The organism is Lichenihabitans sp. Uapishka_5, assembly GCF_033947565.1.
In the GTDB taxonomy this organism is placed as follows: Bacteria; Pseudomonadota; Alphaproteobacteria; order Rhizobiales; family Beijerinckiaceae; genus Lichenihabitans.
On the sequence record NZ_JARPVX010000086.1, the window covers coordinates 1 to 15,141 of the forward strand.

Genomic DNA, 15,141 nt, shown 5'->3' on the forward strand with positions numbered 1-15,141 from the left:
GCCTTGTTCTGCGCCCATTGTCGTCAGCCCCTGCGCCCGGGCGAAGCCGGGCGCAGGGGCTGACGACAATGGGCGCAGAACAAGGCCGCGTCGCCGCGCGCCAGCGTGGCCGGCTCGACCTTGTAGGAACTCACGCAACGGGGGCAGAGGATCAGCATGGGACGGCACTGACGGAGATGGGCTATAGGAGTGCCGATTGGTTAACGGCCGATTAAGCGTGACGGCGCTAGCGTGAGCGGGCCACGGCGGCGCGGACCCGAGGGGTGGGCTTGGTTCGATTCGAGAATGTCGGCTTGCGCTACGGGATGGGCTCGGAGATCCTTAAGGACCTGAGCTTCTCGATCGAGCCGCAAACCTTCCAGTTCCTCACCGGGCCGTCCGGCGCCGGCAAGACGACGCTGCTGCGCCTTATCCTGTTGTCACTGAAGCCGACGCGCGGCCTCATCTCGTTGTTCGGCCAGGATGCGGCGTCGCTCGACAAGAACGCCATGACGGCGCTGAGGCGGCGCATCGGCGTGGTGTTCCAGGATTTCCGCCTGCTCGATCATCTCACCACTTACGAGAACGTCGCCCTGCCGCTCCGGGTGCAGGGCCGGGACGAGGCCGGCTACCGGGCCGAAGTGGTGGAGCTGCTGAAATGGGTGGGGCTCGGCGAGCGCATGCACGTGCTGCCCCAGGTGCTGTCCGGCGGCGAGAAGCAACGCGCCGCCATCGCGCGCGCCCTTATCGTGCGGCCCGAACTGCTGCTCGCCGACGAGCCCACCGGCAACGTCGACCCGCCGCTCGCCCGCCGGCTGCTGCGGCTCTTCGTCGAGCTGCACAAATCCGGCACCTCGGTCGTCATCGCGACGCATGACCTCGGGTTGATGGAACAGTTCGAGGATGCGCGGCGCCTCGTGCTCGGCGACCGCCGGCTGCACGTTTATGACTGAACCGTCCCGCGGGCCGGACATGGTGGCGCCGGCGGTGCTGGCCGGCGCGAAGAACGGCGCCCCGGTGCCGCCGCCGCTGCCGGAAGCCGAATTCGCGCTTAGCCGCAACGCGTCGCTGGTGCCGGCCGCCTCCATCGCCAGCCGCGCCCTGGTGACCGTGGTGGCCATCATGACCTTTCTCAGCGCGCTCGCGGCCGGAAGCGGCCTGCTGATCGCCGGCGCGTCGCGGGATTGGCAGCGCTCGGTCGGCAGCGAAATGACCATCCAGCTCCGTCCGCTGGCGGGCCACGACATCGAGGCCGCCGTCGCCAAGGCGGCCAGCGTGGCGCGCGGAACGCCCGGCATCACGGCCGTCGAGGTCTACGCCAAGGCGGCGTCCGAGAAGCTGCTGGAACCGTGGCTCGGCACGGGGCTCAACCTCGACGAACTGCCGGTGCCGCGCTTGATCGCGGTGGTCATCGATCACGACCACCCGCCCGACCTCGCGGCCCTGCGGGCCAACCTCGCCGACCTCCCGGGCACCAGCGTCGACGACCACCACCTGTGGTTCGCCTGGCTTGCCACCATGGCCAACACCGTGGTGGCCCTGGCGGCGCTGATCTTCGGGCTGGTGCTGGTGGCGATGTTTCTGACGGTGGCCTTTGCGACGCGCGGCGCCATGGCGGGCAACCACGAGATCATCGACATCCTGCATTTCGTAGGGGCGGAAGACCGCTTCATCGCGCGGCAGTTCCAGAAGCATTTCCTGCGGCTCGGCCTCAAGGGCGGCGCCCTCGGCGGACTCGGCGCCATCGCGGCCTTCGGGCTGGCGGGGCTGCTCCGGTTGCGACTGCAATCGACGGCGGGCGGCGACGAACTCGAGGCGCTGTTCGGCAGCTTCGCGCTCGGTTGGCCGGGCTATGCGGCCATTGCGGCCATCTCGGTGTCGATCGCGGTGGCGACCGGAGCCATGTCGCGCTGGATCGTGTTTCGCCAGCTGCAGAGGATGACGTGAGTCTGCGCCGCCGCAGAACCGCGCCCTTGGGGCTGGCGTGAGCCGGACACGCGGCCTGTTGGTCGCCGTGGCCGCCACCTTGGCGCTGCTGGGCTGCGGCCTGCTGGTGGGCTTCCTCGATTTCGCCGCCGGCCTCCAGGGCGTCGAGGCGCGGCCGAACCGCCATGCCGATGCGCTGGTGGTGCTGACCGGCGGCACCGACCGGGTGTCGGACGCCATCGATCTTCTGGCGGACGGGCAGGCCGAACGGTTGTTGATCACCGGCGTCAACCCGGCCACGACGCCCGAAAGCCTGGCTCGCCGCCTGCCGCGCGTCCGCGACCTCGTCGCGTGCTGCGTGACGCTCGGCTACGAGGCGCTCGACACGGCCGGCAATGCGGCCGAGACCGCCGCCTGGGTGCGGGCCAATCGCATCCGTTCGCTGATCGTCGTGACGTCGAACTACCACATGCCTCGCGCTCTAGCGGAGATCGGCCACCAGTTGCGGGACGTCGACCTGCGGCCCTATCCGGTGGTGACCGAGACCGCCAAGCTGCGCCCCTGGTGGACCAGCCCTCACCGCAGCCGGCTGATCGCCACCGAATACCTGAAATACGTCGTGGTGCTGGCCCGGCAGGCGCTGCTGCCGACGCCCGACGTCGCCGACCCGGTGATGGCGCGCGACGACGTCCACGACGCCGCCAGCCTGTCGCAAGCTCCCTGACGTAGACCGGGCGGCACGATCAGGAGAGGTGGGCGATGAGTTTGTTCGGCGGTCTGCAGACCTCGGTGGCGGGCGTTTCGGCGCAGGCCAACCGCCTCAACACGATCGGGCAGAACATCAGCAACGTCAGCACCACCGGCTTCAAGGCCGGCACGGTGGCGTTCGAGTCGATGCTGGGCGACAACAAGACGCTCGGCAGCGTCGTCGCCAGCGACTTCAACGGTGCCGGCGTGCGCTCGACCGTGAGGCTCAACGCCAGCAGCCAGGGCTCGATCACCACCAGCACCACCAGCACCAACCTCGCGGTGTCGGGCAACGGCTTCTTCGCCGTGAAAACCGCCAGCGGCGCTACGGCGATGACCCGGGCGGGCGCCTTCACGCGCCAGGCCGACGGCACGTTGCTCAACACGGCGGGCGACACGCTGCTCGGCTACACGGCGGGTGGCTCGAGCCTGACCCCGGTGATCGTGCCCACGTCGGACACGGTCGTTTCGGTGGCGACCGACGGCACGGTGTCGTTCACGAGCGCAGCCGGCGTCACCAGCACGCCCTACAGCATCCCGCTCGCCAGCGTGCGCAGCCCCGAGAACCTCACGGCGTTGACGGCCGACGACTACGTGGCCAACGACGATTCAGGGGCCATGACGCTGGCCAAGGCGAACACCAAGGGCCTCGGCACCATCCAGGGCTCGTCGCTGGAAAGCTCCACCACCGATCTCGCGACCGAACTCAGCAACATGATCGTGACGCAGCGCGGCTACGAGGCCAATTCCAAGGTGATGTCCACCACGGCCGACATGCTGTCGAAGCTCGGCGACCTGTAAGGCGGCCAAATCCATTCCTCATTCCGGACGCAGCGAAGCGGAGATCCGGAACCGGGGCGCTTCACCGCCGCAAGCTCAAGCATACCGGTTCCGGGTTCGCCTCCGGCGCCCCGGAATGAGGGGTTCGAGCAGGCTGTCGAAGCTCGGCGACCTGTGAGGCGACCGGATCAATCCTCATTCCGGACGCCGCGAAGCGGAGATCCGGAACCGGGGCGCTTCACCCCCGCAAGCTCGAGCACACAGGTTCCGGGTTCGCCTCCGGCGCCCCGGAATGAGGGGTTCAGGCATCAAAAAAACCCCCTCGGTGGAGGGGGCTTTTTCAATGGTGCGGCGTTTTCAGACGTCCAGCACGAGGCGGCTGGGATCCTCCAGCGCTTCCTTGACCCGCACCAGGAAAGTCACGGCCTCGCGGCCATCGACGATGCGGTGGTCGTAGGACAGCGCCAGATACATCATCGGTCGCACCTCGACCTTGCCGCCCACCACGATCGGCCGCTCCTGGATCTTGTGCATGCCCAGGATGCCGGACTGCGGCGCGTTCAGGATCGGGGTCGACATCAGCGAGCCGTAGATGCCGCCATTGGTGATCGTGAAGGTGCCGCCCTGCATGTCTTCCATCTTCAGGGTACCGTCACGCGCCGCCTTGCCGAAGCCCGCGATGGTCTTCTCGACGGCGGCGAGGCCGAGGTCCTGCGCGTCCCGCACCACCGGCACCACAAGGCCCTTCTCGGTCCCGACCGCGATGCCGATATGGTAGAAGTTCTTGTAGACGACCTCGTTGCCGTCGATCTCGGCATTGACGGCCGGCAGCTCGCGGAGCGCCGACACGCAGGCTTTCACGAAGAACCCCATGAAGCCGAGCTTCGAGCCGTGCTTCTTCTCGAAGACGTCCTTGTAGCGGCTGCGCAAGGCCATCACGGCCGTCATGTCGACCTCGTTGAAGGTCGTCAGCATGGCGGCGCTGTTCTGCGCTTCCTTCAGGCGGCGGGCGATCGTCTGCCGCAGCTTGGTCATCCGCACGCGCTCTTCACGCGCGGCGTCGTCGGGCTTGGAGGGCGCACGCGGCGCCGGAGCGGGCTGGGGCGTTGGCGCCTGCGGCGCGGGGGCCGGTGCGCGGGCTTCGTCGCGCAGCGCGCTCAGCACGTCGCCCTTCAGCACCTGGCCCCGCTTGCCGGAGCCGTCGAGGTTCGAGGTGTCGACGCCATTCTCCGTGGCGAGCTTGGCGGCCGACGGCGCCGGCGGCATGGAGGTCGGGCCTTTCGAGGCGGCCGGTGCCGCCTTGACGGGCTCGGGCGCGGCGGAGGGCTTCGCCGCATCCGTCTTGGGGGCTTCGGCCTTCGGGGTCGGGGCGGCGCCCGCGGCGTCGATCTGGCCGAGCAGCGCGCCGGGCTCGACGGTTTCGCCGTCCTTGGCCACGATCTCGCTCAGCACACCGGCCGCCGGCGCATTGACCTCCAGCGTCACCTTGTCGGTTTCGAGTTCGAGCAGCGGCTCGTCGGCCTTGACGGCCTCGCCGGGCTTCTTGAACCATTTGCCGATCGTTGCCTCGGAGACCGATTCTCCGAGGGTGGGCACGCGGATTTCAGTGGCCATGGTCAGCGTCTCGAATGGGTCGGCACATCGGCCGTCAGGCCGCGCAGGTAGGTGCGCGGCATCGGGAATACCTCGTAGCTGAAACCGAGGTCGGCTCCAAGGATCGGATCGGCCTCGATCACGGCGCGCGCTTCGGCTTCCGTTTCGGCCCGCAGGATCGACAAGCCCCAGGCGCCCTTCGGATCGAGCACGGGGCCGAACACCACGGCGCTGCCCCGGGCCAGAAGCTCGCTCCAATAATCGGCATGGCGGTCCATGACGGCGGCTTCGGCAGCCGTCATGTCATGAGCTAGGGTCGGCCGGGGGGCGTTGAGCCGGCTGAAGAAATAGGCCATCGCCTGAGCCTCCGCGGCCGTCAGGCCGCGAAGACCTCGTCGAGGAAGGCCTTCAACTGGGCCAGATGCTTCGACATCAGGCCGGTGGCCGTAGCGGCGCTGGCCGGGCGACCGGCATAGCGCGGACGCTTCGTCGCCAGATCGGTCTGGTTCAGCACCCATTCGAGGTAGGGCTCGGCGAAGCTCCAGGCGCCCATGTTCTTGGGCTCCTCCTGGCACCACACCACATCGGCGCCCTTGAAGCGGCCGAGTTCGCCAACCAGCCGCTTGGCCGGGAAGGGATACAGCTGCTCGACGCGCATCAGATAGACATCGTCGATGCCGCGCTTCTCGCGCTCCTCATAGAGGTCGTAATAAACCTTGCCCGAGCACAACACGACGCGCCGGATCTTGTCGTCCGGCTGCAGCGTCACGGAGCCGCCGTCGACGGCATCGTCCCACAACACCCGATGGAAGGTCGAGCCGTCGGCCAGCATGTCGAGCTTCGACACCGCCCGCTTGTGACGCAGCAGCGACTTCGGCGTCATCAAGATCAGCGGCTTGCGGATGTCCCGCTTCAGCTGCCGGCGAAGGATGTGGAAGTAGTTCGCCGGCGTGGTGACGTTGGCGACCTGCATGTTGTCTTCGGCCGACATCTGCAGGAAACGCTCGAGGCGCGCCGATGAATGCTCGGGCCCCTGCCCCTCGTAGCCGTGCGGCAGCAGGCACACGAGACCCGACATGCGCAGCCACTTGCGCTCGCCCGAGGACACGAACTGGTCGAACACCACCTGGGCACCGTTGGCGAAGTCGCCGAACTGACCTTCCCAGAGGGTCAGCGCATTAGGCTCGCTCAGCGAATAACCATATTCGAAGCCGAGCACGGCTTCTTCCGAGAGCATCGAATTGATGACCTCGTATTGCGCCTGGCCGTCGCGGATATGGTTCAGCGGCGTGAAGCGCGCTTCGGTGTCCTGATCGATCAGCACCGAATGGCGCTGCGAGAAGGTGCCGCGCTCCGAATCCTGACCCGACAGACGCACGGGACGCCCTTCGTCTACCAGCGACCCGAAGGCCAGCGCCTCGGCGGTCGCCCAGTCGAGCCCCTCGCCGGTCTCGATCATCTTGCGACGGTTGTCGAGGAAGCGGCCGATGGTCTTGTGAAGCGCGAAGCCGTCCGGCACCGACGTGATCTTGTCGCCGATGCGTTTCAGCTTCGCGAGTTCCACCCCGGTCTTGCCGCGGCGCTCGTCGTCGCTCATCTCGCCGCCGGCATATTTCAGCCCGGACCACCGCCCGTCGAGCCAGTCGGCCTTGTTGGGCTTGTAGCTTTGGCCGGCTTCGAACTCCGCATCGAGCTTGGCGCGCCACTCGGCCTTGACACCCTCGAACTCGTCCTGGCTGACCACGCCATCGGCCACCAGACGCTTCGCATAGATGTCGAGCGTCGAAGGGTGGCTCTTGATCTTCTTGTACATCAAGGGCTGGGTGAACGCCGGCTCGTCGCCTTCGTTATGGCCGAAGCGACGGTAGCAGAACATGTCGATGACGACCGGCTTGTGGAACTTCTGCCGGAACTCGATGGCGATCTTGGCCGCAAAGGTCACGGCCTCCGGGTCGTCGCCGTTGACGTGGAAGATCGGCGCTTCGATCATCTTGGCCACGTCGCTTGGGTAGGGCGACGAACGCGAGTAACGCGGATAGGTCGTGAAACCGATCTGGTTGTTGATGATGAAATGCACCGAACCACCGGTGCGATGGCCCTTCAGGCCCGACAGGCCGAAGCATTCCGCGATGACGCCCTGGCCCGCAAAGGCCGCGTCGCCGTGGATCAACAGCGGCAGCACCTCGGTGCGGTCGATGGTGTCGCCGAGCTGGTCCTGCTTGGCCCTGACCTTGCCCAGCACCACGGGATCGACGATCTCGAGATGCGACGGGTTGGCGGTGAGCGACAGATGCACGGTGTTGCCGTCGAAGTCGCGATCCGACGAGGCGCCGAGGTGATACTTGACGTCGCCGGACCCTTCCACGTCGGAGGGCGAAGCCGAGCCGCCCTTGAATTCATGGAAGATGGCGCGATGCGGCTTGTGCATCACGTTCGACAGCATGTTGAGGCGGCCGCGATGGGCCATGCCGAGCACGATCTGCTTCACCCCGAGCGCGCCACCGCGCTTGATGATCTGCTCCATGGCCGGGATCATGGCCTCGGCGCCGTCGAGCCCGAAGCGCTTGGTGCCGGTGTAGCGGACGTCGAGGAATTTTTCGAAGCCTTCCGCCTCGACCAGCTTGTTCAGGATGGCGCGCCGGCCCTCGGGGGTGAACGACACCTCCTTGTCCGGGCCTTCGATGCGCAGCTGCATCCAGGCCTTCTCGTCCGGGTCCGAGATGTGCATGAACTCGAAGCCGATGGTGCCGCAATAGGTGCGGCGCAGCAGCGACACCATCTCGGGCACGGTCGCGTATTCGAGGCCGAGCACGTTGTCGATGAAGATCGGACGCGCGTAATCGGCTTCCGAAAAGCCGAAATTGGCGGGGCTCAACTCTTCGCGGTCCCGCGTCGGCTCGAGGCCGAGCGGATCGAGGTCGGCATGCAGATGGCCGCGCATCCGGAAGGCGCGGATCATCATCAGGGCGCGGACGCTGTCCTGCGTGGCCTGCCGGATGTCGGCGTCGGATGAGGGCTGCTTGGCTTCGGCCTGCTTCAGCTTAATCTTGTCGCCGACCGCCTTTTCGACCACGGCCCAGTTGCCATCGAGCGCAGAAACCAGTTCCCCATTGGCGACCTGCGGCCAGTGCGGCGCCTTCCAGGACGCACCGCGGGCACTCGTGGCGACCGTTCCGGCATCATCGTCGAGGCTCTCGAAGTAGCGTCGCCACTGCGGGTCGACGCTCTGGGGATCCTTTTCGTAAGACGCCTGGAGCTGCTCCAGGTAGGCGGCGTTGCCGCCGGACAGAAAGCTGGGTTCCACAGAGGACTGCGGTTGGTCTCCACGTGCCATGATCGAAATCCCCCGGAAAACCCGGGCTCCACTTGCCGCGCTTCGCGCTGTTTGTTTCCCCGAAACAATCAGATGAGGTTGGCGACGACCCGTATCAACCCCGTTACGGCAATGCCGCCGCTGGCGGCTTTCACGACTCGCGGTTAATGCCGCTCATCCGGCCTTCAACACGTCCACCAAGGTTTTTCCGAGGCGCGCCGGCGAAGGCGATACCCGGATGCCGGCGGCCTCCATGGCGGCGATCTTGTCTTCCGCGCCGCCCTTGCCGCCCGAGATGATGGCGCCCGCATGGCCCATACGGCGGCCGGGGGGTGCGGTTCGACCGGCGATGAAGCCGACAGTGGGCTTGGCGCGCCCCCGCTTCGCTTCGTCCCGCAGGAACTGCGCCGCATCTTCCTCGGCCGAGCCGCCGATCTCGCCGATCATCACGATCGACTCCGTCTTCGGGTCGGCCAGGAACATCTCCAGAATGTCGATGAACTCGGTGCCCTTCACCGGATCGCCGCCAATGCCGACCGCGGTGGTCTGGCCAAGGCCCTCGCGGGTGGTCTGGAACACGGCCTCGTAGGTGAGCGTGCCGGAGCGCGACACGATGCCGACAGAGCCCGGTTTGAAGATATTGCCCGGCATGATGCCGATCTTGCATTCGCCTGCCGTCATGACGCCCGGGCAGTTCGGCCCGATCAGGCGCGACTTGGAACCGCTAAGCGAGCGCCGCACCTTGATCATGTCGCTGACCGGGATGCCCTCGGTGATGCAGACGATGAGCGGGATTTCGGCGTCGATGGCCTCGCAGATGGCGTCGGCGGCGCCCGGCGGCGGCACATAGATCACCGACGCATCGGCGCCGGTCGCGTCGCGGCATTCCTTCACGGTGTCGAACACCGGCAGGCCGAGATGGGTGAGGCCGCCCTTTCCGGGCGAGGTCCCGCCAACCATCTGGGTGCCATAGGCAATGGCCTGCTCGGAATGAAAGGTGCCGTTCTTGCCGGTGAACCCCTGGCAGAGGACCTTGGTGGAGCGGTCGATCAGGACGGACATGCGGAGCTTTCCGATTGCGCGCGGTCAGAGGCCGCGGATGATCATGGGAAGGAAGCAGCGGCACCGCCGGACCCGGCGCTATGGCCGGACACGGGGCGCGAGACGCCGCTTCCCGTCAAGGCCTCAGCCCTTGGCGGCAGCCTTGACGGCCGCCACGACCTTCTGGGCGGCGTCGTCGAGGTCGTCGGCCGGGATCACGTTCAATCCCGACTGGCTGATGATGGTCTTGCCGAGCTCGACGTTGGTGCCTTCGAGGCGCACCACCAGCGGCACCTGCAGCCCGACATCCTTGACGGCCGCGATCACGCCTTCCGCGATCACGTCGCATTTCATGATGCCGCCGAAGATGTTGACCAGGATGCCCTTCACGTTCGGGTCGGCCGTGATGATCTTGAAGGCCGCCGTCACCTTCTCCTTGGTGGCGCCGCCGCCGACGTCGAGGAAGTTCGCGGGCGCCTCGCCATAAAGCTTGATGATGTCCATGGTGGCCATCGCGAGGCCGGCGCCGTTCACCATGCAGCCGATGGTGCCATCGAGCGTGACATAGTTGAGGTCGTATTTCGACGCCTCGATCTCCTTCGCGTCTTCTTCGGTCTCGTCGCGCAGCTCAGCAATGTCGGGGTGGCGGAACAGGGCGTTGTTGTCGAACGACACCTTGGCGTCGAGACACTTCAGCTCGCCGGTCTTGGTCACGATCAGCGGGTTGATCTCCAGCATCTCCATGTCGGTGGACACGAAGGCCGTGAACAGCTGGCCGAGCAGCTTGGCGGCAGCCTTGGCGAGATCGCCCTTCAGAGCGAGCGCTTCCGCCAGCGCGCGACCATGATGGGGCATGATGCCGGTGGCGGGATCGACCGAGATGGTGTGGAGTTTCTCGGGCGTGCTGTGGGCCACCTCCTCGATGTCCATGCCGCCTTCGGTCGACGCCACGAAGGAGATGCGCGAGGTGGTGCGGTCGACCAGCGCCGACAGATAGAGCTCACGCTCGATGTCGGAGCCATCCTCGATGTAGAGGCGGTTCACCTGCTTGCCGGCGGGGCCCGTCTGGATCGTCACCAGGGTGGAGCCGAGCATCTGCTCGGCATAATCCTTGACCTCGTCGACCGACTTGGCGAGGCGCACGCCACCCTTGTCGCCGGCCTTGGATTCCTTGAACTTGCCCTTGCCACGGCCGCCGGCATGGATCTGGCTCTTCACCACCCAGAGCGGGCCCGGCAGCTGCCGCGCCGCGGCCTCGGCCTCCGAGGCCTGCAGGATCGGCACGCCGCGCGACACCGGCACGCCGAACGACTTCAGCACGGCCTTGGCTTGGTATTCATGAATGTTCATGGGCGGACCTTGGCGGGGAACGATGGTCCGTCATTGCGAGCGGAGCGAAGCAATCCAGGACCCCGGCGCTGGCTGGATTGCCTCGGCGCGTGCCGCGCCTCGCAATGACGCGGAAACGTGGCCTCAGGCGAAGGCCGGGCTGATGGCCTTGCAGGCTTCGACGAGGGTCTTCACCGAATCGACCGACTTGGCGAACATAGCGCGCTCGTCCTTGCCCATCTCGATCTCGAGGATGCGCTCGACGCCACCCTCGCCGATTACCACCGGCACGCCGACATACATGCCGCGCACATCGTATTCGCCATCGAGATAGGCCGCGCAGGGCAACACGCGCTTCTTGTCCCGCAGGTAGCTTTCCGCCATCGCGATGGCGGAGGCCGCCGGGGCATAAAAGGCCGAGCCGGTCTTCAGCAGGTTGACGATTTCGCCGCCGCCCTTGCGGGTGCGATCGACGATCGCGTCGATGCGCTCATGCGTGGTCCAACCCATCTTGACGAGGTCGGGCAGCGGGATGCCGGCCACCGTCGAATAGCGCACCAGCGGCACCATGTCGTCGCCGTGGCCGCCCAGCACGAAGGCCGTGACGTCCTCGACCGAGACGTCGAATTCTGAGGCCAGGAAATAACGGAAGCGGGCCGAATCGAGCACGCCCGCCATGCCGACCACCTTGTTGGCCGGCAGGCCGGAGGCCTTCTGCAGCGCCCACACCATGGCGTCGAGCGGATTGGTGATGCAGATCACGAAGGCGTCGGGCGCATGCTCCTTGAGCCCCTTACCGACCGCGTCCATGACCTTGAGGTTGATGCCGAGAAGGTCGTCGCGGCTCATGCCGGGCTTGCGCGGCACGCCGGCCGTGACGATCACCACATCGGCGCCGGCGATGCCGGCATAATCGTTGGCGCCCGTCAGCTTGGCGTCGAAGCCCGCCACCGGCGACAATTCGGCCAGGTCGAGCGACTTGCCCTGCGGCGCCCCTTCCAGGATGTCGAACAGGACGATGTCGCCCAGCTCCTTCAACCCGGCCAGCAACGCCAGGGTGCCGCCGATTTGGCCGGCACCGATCAGGGCAATCTTCTTCCGGGGCATAAGGTTTTCTTCCTCGTGCGCGTGGCGGCGCAGGCCGCCCGAAAACACACAGTCAAGCCGGCTCACGCCGGCCGCTCGCGTCCTTGTTCTCCAATCCGGCCCGTGTTGCAAGTCAGAATGGCCGCCCGGAAACCATGGTGACGGCCGATCGGCTGTGATTCGCGGACCGGCATGCCGACCATGCGTTGCCGGAAGCCGTTCGACGCCCTAGAAATCGATCGCTCCGTCAGGATCGATCCCTGCAACTCGGTGGAACCAGCGATGCAGCCCGTTCAAGTCAAGATGGCCCGAGCCGCTCTGGGGCTGACGCTCGAACAATTGGCCCAGCAGGCCGGGGTCGATGGCGTCGCCATCCAGACGTTCGAGGCCGGCGGCACCGTGGAAGGCGCGGTGACGAGCGCCCTCAACCTGTTTCTCGCCACCCATGGGATCGAGCTGATCGAAGGCGACGGCGTCCGGGCGCGTGCATCTTCGGCGAAGGATTATGTTCCGATCAACCAGGTGACGACCGATACCGACGGGGGCATCAGCTGATGCGAGCCGTTGCGAGCGTCCAGGCCGTGCTCCTGGCCTGCGCCCTGACCTCGACCCTGGCGATGACGACGGCCGCGCGGGCGGAGCCTTCTTATCCGTTCCTGGGCACCTGGGTGCGGTCGGATCGCGCCTGCACCCCGACTGCGACGCGGGAGCGGACCTACACGCCCAAGGAGGTGATCTCGAGCCGCAGCCGCTGCAGCATCCGACGGGTCGCCCATGGGTCGGGCGGCTATGAGGTGTTCGAGCGCTGCGAGCGCCCCGGCGAAAAGCCCGCTGCCATCAGCGAGATCATCCGCATGACGGGGCCGGACACCATGGTGGTGGTGCGCCAGACCACACGCCTGAAATTGTCGCGCGGGCTGCGCTACACCCGTTGCGGGCCGGTGGCCGCGCCTGCCGCCACCCCGACCGTGAAGCCCCACTAAGCCCCACCGCCGCCCCTCGATGGGACGGCGTGCTTAGGCCCTCAGGCCCTGACGGCGTCTTCAGTGCTGACATAGGCCAGCCGCATCATGTTGGTGGCGCCGGGCGAGCCGAACGGCAAGCCGGCCACCACGATGATGCGGTCGTCCGCGGCCGCGAAGCCTTCCGAGAAGGCGTGGCGACAGGCCCGGCGGGCCATGTCGTCGACATCCTTCGCATCGGCCGTCACCAGCGGGTGCACGCCCCAGGCAAGCGCCAACCGTCGGGCGGCATCGACGCTTGGCGTCAGGGCCAGCACCGCCATGGCGGGGCGCTCGCGCGCGATACGCAGGCCGGTGGCGCCCGAAGCCGTCCAGGCCACCACGGCCTTGAGGTCGAGGTTCTCCGCCGCCGTGCGGGTCGCGAACGCCATGGTGTCGGCGCCGGTCGGATCGGGGGCCGAACGCTGGGCCGCGATGATGGAGCCATAAAGCGGGTCGCGCTCCACCTCCTCGGCGATGCGGTTCATGGTGGTCACCGCCTCGATCGGGAAGGCGCCCGAGGCGCTTTCGGCCGACAACATCACGGCGTCGGCGCCCTCGAAGACCGCCTGGGCCACGTCCGACACCTCGGCGCGGGTCGGCACCGGAGCCGTGATCATCGATTCGAGCATCTGGGTCGCCACGACCACCGGCTTGCCGTAGCGACGGCACAGCCGGATGATGCGCTTTTGCAGGCCCGGCACCTTTTCCAGCGGCATCTCGACCCCGAGGTCGCCGCGCGCCACCATCAGGGCGTCGGAAATCTCGACGATCTCCTCGAGCTTGGTGATGGCCTGCGGCTTCTCGATCTTGGCCAGCACCGAAGCGCGGCCACGGGCGATCTTCTTGACCTCGGCCACGTCGTCGGCGCGCTGCACGAACGACACTGCGATCCAGTCAACGCCCTCCTCGAGAGCCGCATCGAGATCGGCCCTGTCCTTGGACGTCATGGCCGAGGTGGCGATCTCGGTGTCGGGCAGGCTGACGCCCTTCTTGTTTGAAATCTTGCCGGCCACGTCCACCACCGCCACGGCGCGCGTTTCGGTCGCTTCCGTGATGTGCAGCTTCACCTTGCCGTCGTCGATCAACACCGTGTGGCCAGGCCGCAGCGCCCGCAGGATCTCCGGATGGGGCAGGTGCACCCGGGTGGCGTCGCCCGGCGCCGGGTCGCTGTCCATCACGAAAGACGCGCCCTTGGGCAGGTCCACCGGGCCGTCCGCGAAGGTGCCGACGCGCAGCTTCGGGCCCTGCAGGTCGACCAAGATGCCGATCGGCCGGCCGTATTCGGCCTCGAGCCCCCTGATGGTCCGGATGCGCTCGCGCATCGCATCATGGCTCGCGTGGCTCATGTTGATGCGGAACACGTCGGCGCCGGCCTCGAACAGCTTCGCCAGAATGGCCCGGTCCTGCGACGCGGGCCCGAGCGTCGCCAGGATCTTGACGCGTCGATGCCGTCTCATTCTCCGACCTTCCTTGTTGCCGTCAGTGCGCCGCGCCCGGCTTTGCCGGGTCGGTCAGCTGCACGGTCCAGTTCTTGGCGTCCTTGCCGGTGTCGACCTCGAAGAAGCCGGTCCGGTCATAGCCACGCACGTAACAATCTTGTCGGCCTTCGATGCGGAACTCACGGTCCCGCGTGCACATGAAGGCCTTGCCCTTCCACTCGCCGCCGCTCTCGTCCATGCCGTAGACGTAGTAGAATTCGGCCGCCAACGCGCCCCGCAGCAGCGTCTCGCACGCGGCCGACTTCAGGTTCCACCACCCTTCCGACACCCAGGTCTGGCCGTCTGTATAGGACAGCGCGATCGAGACCCGGCTCGCCGTATTGTTGCAGATCCTGAAATCCGCCCGCGCGGTCCCGGCCACAACGGGCAGCACGGCGGCAGCGAGGAGGATGCGGAGCATGGTCGGGTCATAGGGCATCCGACCGACCTTGGCCATGCGGGTCCGGGCAAAAAAGCCGCCTCAGGTGATGGCCGCGGGATCGCTGCGGCTCGGTCGGGCGACCCAGATCCCGATCACGATCAGCAGCCCGCCGGACGTCTGCAGGGCCGAGATGGGCTCGCCCAACACCACGAAAGCCGCGATGGCGGCCGCGATCGCCTCGAGAAAGATCACCAGCGACGAGAACACGGCCGGCAGCAGGCCGAGCGCGAAGCTGAGCAGCCCCTGTCCGCCCGCGTGGCTGACGAGCGACAGGCTGACCAGCGCGACGACGCCGCCCGCCGAGCGCGGCAGGATCGTGTCCTCGAGCGTGAGCGCCACGACGAAGAGGATCGCGGCCGTGACGAGGCTCATCTCGAAGGTGACGCGCGCGGCGCCGGCGCCGCGCGCGTCACCTTCGAGATG

The 15,141-nt window shown here is 67.1% G+C and carries 15 protein-coding genes; 6 read left to right on the forward strand and 9 right to left on the reverse strand.

The window, feature by feature from the left end; all coding sequences use genetic code 11:
* Positions 1–269 precede the first annotated feature (269 nt).
* From ftsE to P7D22_RS19395, 4 genes are read left to right on the forward strand one after another with little or no spacing between them, the layout of a single operon-like run.
* Complete coding sequence (gene ftsE / locus P7D22_RS19380; RefSeq protein ID WP_319935901.1) at positions 270–932, forward strand: cell division ATP-binding protein FtsE; 663 nt, start codon at positions 270–272, stop codon at positions 930–932.
* Positions 925–1,926 (forward strand): cell division protein FtsX, encoded by a 1,002-nt coding sequence (locus tag P7D22_RS19385; protein WP_319935902.1) that lies wholly within the window; start codon positions 925–927, stop codon positions 1,924–1,926. Before ftsE ends, P7D22_RS19385 begins: the two co-directional genes overlap by 8 nt.
* Positions 1,927–1,963: 37 nt before the next feature.
* Positions 1,964–2,629, forward strand: a complete 666-nt coding sequence (locus tag P7D22_RS19390; protein WP_319935903.1) for a YdcF family protein — start codon at positions 1,964–1,966, stop codon at positions 2,627–2,629.
* A 35-nt stretch (positions 2,630–2,664) separates the two neighbouring features.
* Positions 2,665–3,453 (forward strand): flagellar hook basal-body protein, encoded by a 789-nt coding sequence (locus tag P7D22_RS19395; protein WP_319935904.1) that lies wholly within the window; start codon positions 2,665–2,667, stop codon positions 3,451–3,453.
* A 336-nt stretch (positions 3,454–3,789) separates the two neighbouring features.
* Here P7D22_RS19395 and odhB read toward each other — a convergent pair whose 3' ends face one another.
* From odhB to mdh, 6 genes are all read right to left on the reverse strand, one after another.
* The gene (gene odhB / locus P7D22_RS19400) at positions 3,790–5,046 is read right to left on the reverse strand and encodes a 2-oxoglutarate dehydrogenase complex dihydrolipoyllysine-residue succinyltransferase (RefSeq protein WP_319935905.1); all 1,257 of its coding nucleotides are present in this window, start codon (positions 5,044–5,046) and stop codon (positions 3,790–3,792) included.
* Positions 5,047–5,048: 2 nt separating this feature from the next.
* The gene (locus P7D22_RS19405; RefSeq protein WP_319935906.1) at positions 5,049–5,381 is read right to left on the reverse strand and encodes a YciI family protein; all 333 of its coding nucleotides are present in this window, start codon (positions 5,379–5,381) and stop codon (positions 5,049–5,051) included.
* A 20-nt stretch (positions 5,382–5,401) separates the two neighbouring features.
* On the reverse strand, positions 5,402–8,359 hold the full coding sequence (locus tag P7D22_RS19410; protein ID WP_319935907.1) for a 2-oxoglutarate dehydrogenase E1 component: 2,958 nt from the start codon (positions 8,357–8,359) through the stop codon (positions 5,402–5,404).
* 153 nt (positions 8,360–8,512) lie between these two features.
* Positions 8,513–9,400 (reverse strand): succinate--CoA ligase subunit alpha, encoded by an 888-nt coding sequence (gene sucD, locus P7D22_RS19415; RefSeq protein WP_319935908.1) that lies wholly within the window; start codon positions 9,398–9,400, stop codon positions 8,513–8,515.
* 123 nt (positions 9,401–9,523) lie between these two features.
* Positions 9,524–10,729 carry an ADP-forming succinate--CoA ligase subunit beta gene (sucC, locus tag P7D22_RS19420; RefSeq protein ID WP_319935909.1) on the reverse strand — a complete coding sequence of 402 codons (1,206 nt, stop codon included), beginning with the start codon at positions 10,727–10,729 and terminating at the stop codon, positions 9,524–9,526.
* A 123-nt stretch (positions 10,730–10,852) separates the two neighbouring features.
* Positions 10,853–11,815, reverse strand: coding sequence for a malate dehydrogenase (gene mdh, locus P7D22_RS19425; protein WP_319935914.1), 963 nt, complete (start codon positions 11,813–11,815; stop codon positions 10,853–10,855).
* Positions 11,816–12,076: 261 nt separating this feature from the next.
* Between mdh and P7D22_RS19430 the strand changes: the two genes are divergently transcribed.
* Both P7D22_RS19430 and P7D22_RS19435 read left to right on the forward strand, forming a co-directional pair.
* On the forward strand, positions 12,077–12,349 hold the full coding sequence (locus tag P7D22_RS19430) for a helix-turn-helix domain-containing protein (RefSeq protein WP_319935910.1): 273 nt from the start codon (positions 12,077–12,079) through the stop codon (positions 12,347–12,349).
* Positions 12,349–12,777 (forward strand): hypothetical protein, encoded by a 429-nt coding sequence (locus P7D22_RS19435; RefSeq protein ID WP_319935911.1) that lies wholly within the window; start codon positions 12,349–12,351, stop codon positions 12,775–12,777. Before P7D22_RS19430 ends, P7D22_RS19435 begins: the two co-directional genes overlap by 1 nt.
* 41 nt (positions 12,778–12,818) lie before the next feature.
* Here the strand turns inward: P7D22_RS19435 and pyk are convergent, their stop codons facing one another.
* From pyk to P7D22_RS19450, 3 genes are all read right to left on the reverse strand, one after another.
* Positions 12,819–14,255, reverse strand: coding sequence for a pyruvate kinase (pyk, locus tag P7D22_RS19440; RefSeq protein ID WP_319935912.1), 1,437 nt, complete (start codon positions 14,253–14,255; stop codon positions 12,819–12,821).
* Between the two features lie 22 nt (positions 14,256–14,277).
* The gene (locus P7D22_RS19445) at positions 14,278–14,733 is read right to left on the reverse strand and encodes a DUF1036 domain-containing protein (protein WP_442916118.1); all 456 of its coding nucleotides are present in this window, start codon (positions 14,731–14,733) and stop codon (positions 14,278–14,280) included.
* Between the two features lie 24 nt (positions 14,734–14,757).
* A partial coding sequence (locus P7D22_RS19450) for an EamA family transporter (protein WP_319935913.1) occupies positions 14,758–15,141 on the reverse strand: 384 nt, incomplete at its 5' end.